This window comes from Leisingera sp. S232, from assembly GCF_049800895.1.
GTDB lineage: Bacteria > Pseudomonadota > Alphaproteobacteria > Rhodobacterales > Rhodobacteraceae > Leisingera.
In genome coordinates, this window is the sequence record NZ_JBNAFX010000014.1 from 82,811 (window position 1) to 90,774 (window position 7,964).

Below are 7,964 nucleotides of genomic sequence, written 5' to 3' on the forward strand. Positions count from 1 at the left end.
TGGCGGTACCTTGTGAGGGCAGTGCTCGTCCGCGGGCGGAAGCGTAGCGCCCGCCCATGGGGGCGGACGGGCGCTGCCCGGCGTGCCGCCGGGCGGGGCAGTCTAAACCGGCGGCAGTTCCCCCTCCAGCCACTCCAGAAAAGCGCGCGAGGCCGGGGTGCTGGCATGGCTGGGCGGCGGCATCAGAAAGTAATTCTCCAGCAGATCTGCCGAGTGGTCGCTGGCCCGGACCAGCTGCCCGCTGTCCAGCAACCCGCCTGCCAGCGTGTCATGCGACATGGAAATCCCGGCGCCATTCACTGCGGCTGTCATGGAAATCACATAAGTGGAGCCAAGATTGACCTCGTGATTGCGTTCAAACGGCAAATCCTGCGACTTGAACCAGGCCCCCCAAGACCCTGTGACGCCGCCACAATCCAGCAGTGTTGCGGTGTCGAAATCAACGTTTCCGCCCTGATACCCCGGCGCGCAGACCGGGTAGAACCGGTCGCGGGTCAGTCGGATGGCCGCTGCTGACATATCGTTCGGGCGACCAAAGCGGATCTCAGTGCCGGCGGAACTTGCATGCCGTTCCGGGTCCCATATCGGCGTCACGATATTCAGCACCAGCCAGGGGAACCGTTCATACAGTCGCGGCAGCCGCGGCGACAGCCAAAAGACTGAGAACGCCATATTGCACTGCAATACCAGATGCCGCCCCTGATCGCCGCCGGTAAAGGCCTGGGTGCCTGCCGCCAACAGCTCAAAGGCCTCGCGCACAATCGGCATATAGTTGGCCCCGGCCTCCGATAGCTCCAGCGCGCGGGTTTTGCGGATGAACAGCTCTCGGCCAAGGAAGTTTTCCAGACTGCGCACATGCTGGCTGATCGCCGATTGCGTCAGGTTCAGCTCTGCGGCAGCCCGGGTGAACGACAGATGCCGCGCACTGGCCTCAAAGGCGCGCAGCCAGGTGAGCGGGGGCAGGGAGGAAGAGGGGGAGCCGGGAGCTGCCATCAATGTATGACCTATGCATAAGTTCTCTTAATGCATAGCGGCTGAATCAATCGTTTGTCAGCAGGAATTGTGGCTGGCACCACTGGGATAACCGGATTTGGAGGCCCAGGATGAACAGGCAGGTGGAACTCAGCCAGAACCTTACCCATTGGCAGCAGCGCGTCGATATGGCCGCAGCCTTTCGCTGGGTTGAACGGTTGAACATGCACGAAGGCGTGGCCAATCACTTCAGCCTAGCGGTGAACGGGGACGGAACCCAGTTCCTGATGAATCCCAATCAGGCGCATTTCCGGCGCATCAAGGCTTCGGACCTGCTGTTTCTGGATGCCAATGACCCCAAAACCATGGACCGCCCCGACGCGCCGGATCCGACCGCCTGGGGGCTGCATGGGTCAATCCATCGCTTATGTCCGCATGCCCGCTGCGTGATGCATGTGCATTCGATCCATGCCACCGTTCTGGCCTGCCTCGCAGACAGCTCCCTGCCGCCGATCGATCAGAACACTGCCACTTTCTATAACCGCTATGTGGTGGACGACAGTTTCGGCGGGCTGGCGTTTGAAAGCGAGGGCGCCCGCTGCGCCTCGATGCTGACCGATCCCAAGGTCAAGGTGATGATCATGGGCAACCACGGGGTGCTGGTGATCGGCGACAGCGTCGCGGACACTTTCAACCGGCTCTACTATTTTGAACGCGCCGCAGAAACCTATGTCCGCGCCCTGCAAACCGGCCAGAAGCTGCGGGTGCTGAGCGACGAGATCGCCGAGAAAACCGCGCTGGAGCTGGAGAACTACCCGGATCAGGCCGAACGCCATCTGACAGAGCTGAAGGCGATCCTCGATGACGAAGGCTCCAACTACGCAAACTGAGCACCAGCAGGGGAAGCAGTACAATGGATGGAACTTTGCACAACGCAGACCGCGACCGCGAGTCAGAACGCTGGCACTACCACCCCAAGGGTCCGGTGCCGCTCAACCCGCTGTTCAGCTGGCCGCCGCGCCCGGCGGCGATCCTGCGCTGGTATCGTGGCGCCTGGGCGGAAATCACCGCACTCAGCGTGCCCTTTGTACTGGCGTTGGCGGCCTATGCGTGGTTCCTGCCGCCGCTGGCGGAAATGGCCAGTTTCAGCCCCGGCTGGATGCTGCGGGTCTGGCTGATCAATCTGGTGCCGCAGATCTGCGTGGCAGGCGGGCTGCACTGGTGGCTTTACATGCGCAAAGGCCAGGGCATGCAGAAAAAATTCGACAAGCGCGACCTGTCGCGCGGCAATGGCACTTTCACGTTCAAGAACCAGGTCTGGGACAATATCTTCTGGACATTGGGCAGCGCCATCACCGTGGCCACCGTGTACCAATGGGGTCTTTTCTGGCTGATGGCGAATGGGTGGGTGCCCACGGTGACATTTGCCGAAACACCCGTGTGGAGCGTGGTCTGGATGCTGCTCATTCCGATGTGGTCCGGCCTGCATTTCTATTGGGTGCACCGGCTGGAGCATCACCCGCGGCTTTATAAACACGTCCACGCGGTGCATCACCGCAACGTCAACACCGGGCCGTGGTCGGGGATCTCAAATCACTGGTATGAAAACCTGCTCTACTTCACCACCTATTTCATCCATCTGATCGTACCCTCGCATCCGCTGCATCTGACGTTCCATGCAATGTTCCAGCAGATCAGCCCGGTCATGTCGCACTCGGGCTTTGAACGGGTGATTGCCAAGGAGACAGAGGCCGCCAAGGCCGGCGATTTCTTTCACCAGCTGCACCACCGATATTTTGAGTGCAACTACGGCACCTCGGAAATCCCTTTTGACAAGTGGTTTGGCACCTATCACGACGGCTCTGCTGCAGCGACTGAACGGACGCGGGCCTTCAAAAAGCAGATGTACACCCGTTAGCATCGGGATCGGTTCTGATCAGGATCAAAGCGTCTCCAGTCACCAGCTCCTATGCCTGACCGCAGAACAGTCAAAGGCATAGGAGAAAGCCCATGTTGCGCCTTGCATCCATTCTCTATTCTCTGATCGGCAGCAGCCTGGCCGGGGCCGGAGTGATTGCGGTTCTGGCGGCCGGGCTGGTCACCACACAGGCCATCATCGGCGCCGCAGCAGCGGGGGCGATATTGGCACTGCCAGTGGCCTGGCTGGTGGCCAAGCAGCTTTACGCCCGCGGCGCCTGAGCTATTTGCGCTCAGGCGTTCAGGAACACCCGTGCAGCGGCTTCAAACTCCCGCGGCTTCTCGGCGTGCAGCCAATGGCCCGCGCCGGGCAGCTTGGCAAACCGGGCATTGGGAAAGCGTGCGCAGATCTCCTCCCGGTGCTCTGGCAGCACGTAGTCCGACGCCGAACCAGACAGGAACAGGGTCGGGCCATCCCAGGCCGCATCCGCCTGCGGGAAGGACATGATGTTCGGCATCTGATCCGCCAGCGCATCAAGGTTCAGCTTCCAGCGCTTGTTCGGCAGATCCAGCGATTGGGTGAAAAAGCTCTGCAGCGCAGGCTCCACTCCGGCTTCTGCCAGCTGTGCCGCTGCTTCGGGGCGGCGCTCGATGCGCGCCAGATCCAGCGATTTCATGGCGTGGATATACTGGATTTGCGTATGGCCATAGGCCACTGGCGCGATGTCGGCCACAACCAGCTTGCGCACCGCTTGGGCATGGTTCAGCGCCAGCATCATTGCCGCCTTGCCGCCCATTGAATGGCCGATCACATCCATCTGCCCGCCATGGGCGGCAATCACCGCGGCCAGATCGGCGGCCAGCTCCGGGTAGGTGTGGCTGTCTGCGCGCGGGCTGTCGCCGTGGTTGCGCATATCCACCGCAATCACCTGCCGCTCATCCGACAGCCGCTTGGCGATCACGCCCCAGTTGCGGGCCGATCCATACAGCCCATGGGCAATCAGGAGCGGAGGTTTTGAGGTGGCGGCGCCATGAATGATCGTGTTCAGCATGCTGCCTTGATAGACGCGCGGGCGGAAGCTGGCCACCCCCATTGAGACAGCCCTGCCAGCAGGATAGGGTGGCAGCACAGCAGCAAGAGGAGACCGCCAGAATGGCCGCCAGCCTGGAACAGGACATTGAAGACATCCGTGCCCTGTTGAAAGACCGTGAACATGCCTCGGGTGATTTTGCTGCTGCGCTCAAACTCGTCCGCCGCCGCATTCCCCGTCGGATCTACAAACAGGGCATGAAGATTGCCGCTGCCCTGCCGCTGCTGGAGCATCCCAAGCTTTCCCTGACTGTGGATGAAAAACCGCTGCGCGCTGCTGCGCGCGACGTGAAGGCGCATCTGGAGGAAATCGACCTCGCCGACCGCCGCAAGGGATTCTGGCTCGGCGTGCTGGGCAGCGTTGCGTTTTCCGTCCTCTGCGTGCTGATCCTTTTGGTGGTGGTGCTGCGCTGGCGCGGCCTGATCTGATTTCCGGCTTTACGCCGTCGCTGCCGACAGTATTTTGAACGCAGTTCAAACAGAAGGCGGAAAGCCATGGCAGGCAAGGTCGAGGCGCGTAAAGCCGCGCTGCGGGAAAAACTGGTGGAAGCGGCAGAGATCCGCATCGCGCGGGACGGGGCAGGGGCCTTGAGGGCCCGCGACCTGGCGCAGGACGCAGGCTGCGCATTGGGGGCGATCTATACCGCCTATGACGACCTGAACGCCATCATCATGGCCGTGAACGGGCGGACATTCCGCAAACTTGGTGTTGCGGTGCGGGCCTCGGTGGCCGAGGCCGACAGCGAACCGCCCACCCGCCGTCTGATCCTGATGAGCAATGCCTACCTGCATTTTGCCGATGCAAACACCAACCTGTGGCGGGCATTGTTCGATTTGCAGATGCAGTCCGGCGGGGCTGTTCCGGATTGGTACATGGCCGCGCTGGAGGATCTGTTTGCCAATATCGCCCAGCCCGTGTCTGAGCTGTTTCCGGATAAGGGGGCCGAAGACGCCGGCCTGATGGTGCGGGCGCTGTTCTCTTCCGTACATGGCATTGTTCTTCTTGGGCTCGAGCGGCGGATTTCGGGTGTCCCGCCGGAACAGATCGAGCAGATGATCGCACAGGTGTTGAACCAGATCGGGCAGCCTTCAGAAAAATGAACAGCGTTCAATAAATGTCTTGAACGCTGTTCAGGTTTTCACTATACACCTCTGCATGAACGATGTTCATAACTGCGGAGGAAGACATGTTCACGACCTTGAAGACCCTGATCACCGGTGCCAATGCCCGTGCCGAGGAACAGCTGCGCGAGACCTACTCGATTGAGCTGATCACCCAGAAGATCCGTGAAGCCGAGGGCAACCTGAAGGCCGCCAAACTGACTCTGGCCAGCCTGATCCAGCGGCAGCGCAGCGAGCAGCGCCAGATCGAGACACTGGAAGGACGCGTCACAGACCTGATGACCCGGGCCGCAGAGGCGCTTGAGGGCGGCCGCGAGGATCTGGCCCAAAGTGCTGCGCAGGCGGTGGCAGACATGGAAAATGAGCTGACCGTTCGCCGCCAGACCCTGGACCGGCTCGACACGCGTATTCTGCAGCTGCGTCAATCGGTTGAAACCGCAAACCGCCGCATCACCGATTTGAAACAGGGCGCCATCGCGGCACGCGCCACCCGGCGTGAACAGGATATCCAGCGCCGCCTGCGCCGCCACACCGGCGGCGACAGCCCGGCAGAGGAAGCCGAAGCGCTGATCCGCGATGTGCTGCAGCGCGACGACCCGTTCGAGCAAGGCGAGATCCTGCGCGAGATCGACGGTGAGCTGAACAATTCCACCATTGCCGAGGATCTGGCCGACGCCGGTTTCGGCGCCCGCCGCCGCAGCACCGCCGCCGATGTGCTGAGCCGCGTTCAAACCAAGGGCTGAGCCGTCCATAGCCACTCGGCTCGGCCCACCGGCCAGGCTGACCTCATTCATTTTCCGGGAGAAAACACATGTATACCGATAACACCGACAACAAGCTGATCATCCTTCTGAACTCGGCAGGCGTCGCCATTGCCTATGCGATGCTGGGAATTTCCCTGTGGCTCTCGACAGATGTGCCGCTGGCCACCAAGGGCTATTGGGGGATGGCGGTCCTGCTGCTGACGCTGAGCCTGATCAACGTGGTGAAATACCGCTTCGACCACCGCTCCAGCGAGGACCGCATCCGCAAGATCGAAGACGCCCGCAACGAAAAACTGCTGGAAGACGCACTGCTGGAAAGCAAGCAGGACATCTGACGTCGCTCAGTCTTGCACCGGCATCAGGCCGCCCGCTGAGTTTGGCGGGCGGCTTGTTTTTTGCAGCTGCTGTTCAGGACACACATATCAGAGCCTGCCCATCTTGCCTTTCTCGGGCGCGCGGATGGGGTCAATGGGGTGGATGGGGCTGGTTAATGATGCGGGCGCATGTGTAATGCGTTGTTAATAAACAAGGTTTCGCAGCGAAACCTCCGGTTGAAGATGGCTGTTTGCAGGCCGCCATACCGGTTGCAGCGTGTTGCCGGGGTCGGGGAGGTCAAATTGGGCGGGGCAATTCGGGGCGGGGCAATTTGGGCCGGTCAGCCCCGTCGGCTCTGCCGCGCCGGAGCTGTCGTGTCATTAGGGCCTACTATTAGGCCCTGTCGCATTGCGGGCCTGCCGGTCTGGGCCTGCTGCCCTCCTGCGCCCTGCCAAAGAAAAACCGCCGCAGGCCAAGGGGCCGCGGCGGTTTGCTGTTTCAGGTCCGGACCGGATCAGAGGTTCGGATACAGCGGGAACTGGCCGCAGAGATCGGCGACTTTGGCGCGCACCGATGCTTCCACATCCGCATTGCCCTCTTCACCGTTGGCCGCCAGCCCGTCGATCACCTCGATGATCAGGTCAGCGATCTGGCGGAACTCCGCCTCGCCAAAGCCGCGGGTGGTGCCGGCAGGCGTGCCCAGACGCAGGCCGGAAGTCACGGTGGGCTTTTCCGGGTCGAACGGGATGCCGTTCTTGTTGGTGGTGATATGGGCGCGTCCCAGCGCCTTGTCGGCGATGTTGCCGGTGACGCCTTTGGGGCGCAGATCGACCAGCATGACATGGGTGTCGGTGCCGCCGGTCACAATGTCCAGCCCGCCCTGGATCAGCTGATCCGCCAGCGCCGCCGCATTGGCCTTGACCTGCTGCTGGTAGGTCTTGAACTCCGGCTTCAGCGCCTCGCCAAAGGCCGCCGCCTTGCCGGCGATCACATGCATCAGCGGGCCGCCCTGGATGCCGGGGAAGATCGCCGAGTTCACTTTCTTGGCGATGGCCTCGTCATTGGTCAGGATCATGCCGCCACGCGGCCCGCGCAGGGTCTTGTGGGTGGTGGTGGTCGCCACATGCGCATGCGGGAACGGCGAGGGGTGCTCGCCGGCCGCAACCAGGCCTGCGAAATGCGCCATATCCACATGCAGGAGGGCGCCGACCTTGTCGGCAATGGCGCGGAACCGGGCAAAGTCGATGACCCGCGGGATCGCCGAGCCGCCGGCGATGATCAGCTTGGGCTGATGCTCCACGGCCAGCGCTTCCAGCTGGTCATAGTCGATCAGATTGTCGTCGCGGCGCACCCCGTAAGAGACCGCGTTGAACCATTTGCCCGACTGGTTGGGGGCGGCGCCGTGGGTCAGGTGGCCGCCAGAGGCCAGATCCATGCCCAGGATGGTGTCGCCGGGCTTCAGCAGCGCCTGGAACACGCCCTGGTTGGCCTGCGAGCCGGAGTTCGGCTGCACATTTGCGTATTCGCAGCCAAACAGCTGCTTGGCGCGGTCGATGGCCAGGTTTTCGGCAACATCAACATACTGGCAACCGCCATAATAGCGGCGTCCCGGATAGCCTTCGGCGTATTTGTTGGTCAGCACGGACCCCTGTGCTTCCATCACCGCGGCAGAGACGATGTTCTCAGAGGCAATCAGCTCGATCTCGTCGCGCTGGCGGCCCAGTTCCGCCGTGATCGACGCATAAAGCTCAGGATCGCGCTCAGACAGCGCTTGGGTGAAAAAG

The 7,964-nt window shown here is 62.0% G+C and carries 10 protein-coding genes; 7 read left to right on the forward strand and 3 right to left on the reverse strand.

Features of this window, described 5'->3' with window-relative positions:
• Window positions 1-102 precede the first annotated feature (102 nt).
• Window positions 103-993, reverse strand: coding sequence for a LysR family transcriptional regulator (locus tag ACP151_RS10895; protein ID WP_424978931.1), 891 nt, complete (start codon window positions 991-993; stop codon window positions 103-105).
• Between the two features lie 110 nt (window positions 994-1,103).
• Here ACP151_RS10895 and ACP151_RS10900 point away from each other — a divergent pair, with 110 nt between their 5' ends.
• The 3 genes from ACP151_RS10900 (at window position 1,104) to ACP151_RS10910 (ending at window position 3,171) form a co-directional block, all read left to right on the forward strand.
• A complete protein-coding gene (locus tag ACP151_RS10900; RefSeq protein ID WP_424978932.1) occupies window positions 1,104-1,862 on the forward strand; it encodes a class II aldolase and adducin N-terminal domain-containing protein in 759 nt (252 codons plus the stop codon).
• A 23-nt stretch (window positions 1,863-1,885) separates the two neighbouring features.
• Window positions 1,886-2,890 carry a sterol desaturase family protein gene (locus tag ACP151_RS10905; RefSeq protein WP_424978933.1) on the forward strand — a complete coding sequence of 335 codons (1,005 nt, stop codon included), beginning with the start codon at window positions 1,886-1,888 and terminating at the stop codon, window positions 2,888-2,890.
• A gap of 92 nt (window positions 2,891-2,982) precedes the next feature.
• On the forward strand, window positions 2,983-3,171 hold the full coding sequence (locus ACP151_RS10910) for a hypothetical protein (protein ID WP_424978934.1): 189 nt from the start codon (window positions 2,983-2,985) through the stop codon (window positions 3,169-3,171).
• 11 nt (window positions 3,172-3,182) lie between these two features.
• Here the strand turns inward: ACP151_RS10910 and ACP151_RS10915 are convergent, their stop codons facing one another.
• Window positions 3,183-3,983, reverse strand: coding sequence for an alpha/beta fold hydrolase (locus tag ACP151_RS10915; RefSeq protein WP_424978935.1), 801 nt, complete (start codon window positions 3,981-3,983; stop codon window positions 3,183-3,185).
• A gap of 59 nt (window positions 3,984-4,042) precedes the next feature.
• Between ACP151_RS10915 and ACP151_RS10920 the strand changes: the two genes are divergently transcribed.
• The 4 genes from ACP151_RS10920 (at window position 4,043) to ACP151_RS10935 (ending at window position 6,200) form a co-directional block, all read left to right on the forward strand.
• Window positions 4,043-4,408 carry a hypothetical protein gene (locus ACP151_RS10920; protein WP_424978936.1) on the forward strand — a complete coding sequence of 122 codons (366 nt, stop codon included), beginning with the start codon at window positions 4,043-4,045 and terminating at the stop codon, window positions 4,406-4,408.
• A 66-nt stretch (window positions 4,409-4,474) separates the two neighbouring features.
• Complete coding sequence (locus tag ACP151_RS10925) at window positions 4,475-5,080, forward strand: TetR/AcrR family transcriptional regulator (RefSeq protein ID WP_424978938.1); 606 nt, start codon at window positions 4,475-4,477, stop codon at window positions 5,078-5,080.
• An 86-nt stretch (window positions 5,081-5,166) separates the two neighbouring features.
• A complete protein-coding gene (locus tag ACP151_RS10930; RefSeq protein ID WP_424978939.1) occupies window positions 5,167-5,844 on the forward strand; it encodes a PspA/IM30 family protein in 678 nt (225 codons plus the stop codon).
• 68 nt (window positions 5,845-5,912) lie between these two features.
• A complete protein-coding gene (locus ACP151_RS10935; RefSeq protein ID WP_424978940.1) occupies window positions 5,913-6,200 on the forward strand; it encodes a hypothetical protein in 288 nt (95 codons plus the stop codon).
• A gap of 494 nt (window positions 6,201-6,694) precedes the next feature.
• Here the strand turns inward: ACP151_RS10935 and glyA are convergent.
• The coding region (glyA, locus tag ACP151_RS10940; protein WP_424978941.1) for a serine hydroxymethyltransferase at window positions 6,695-7,964 on the reverse strand (1,270 nt) is incomplete at its 5' end.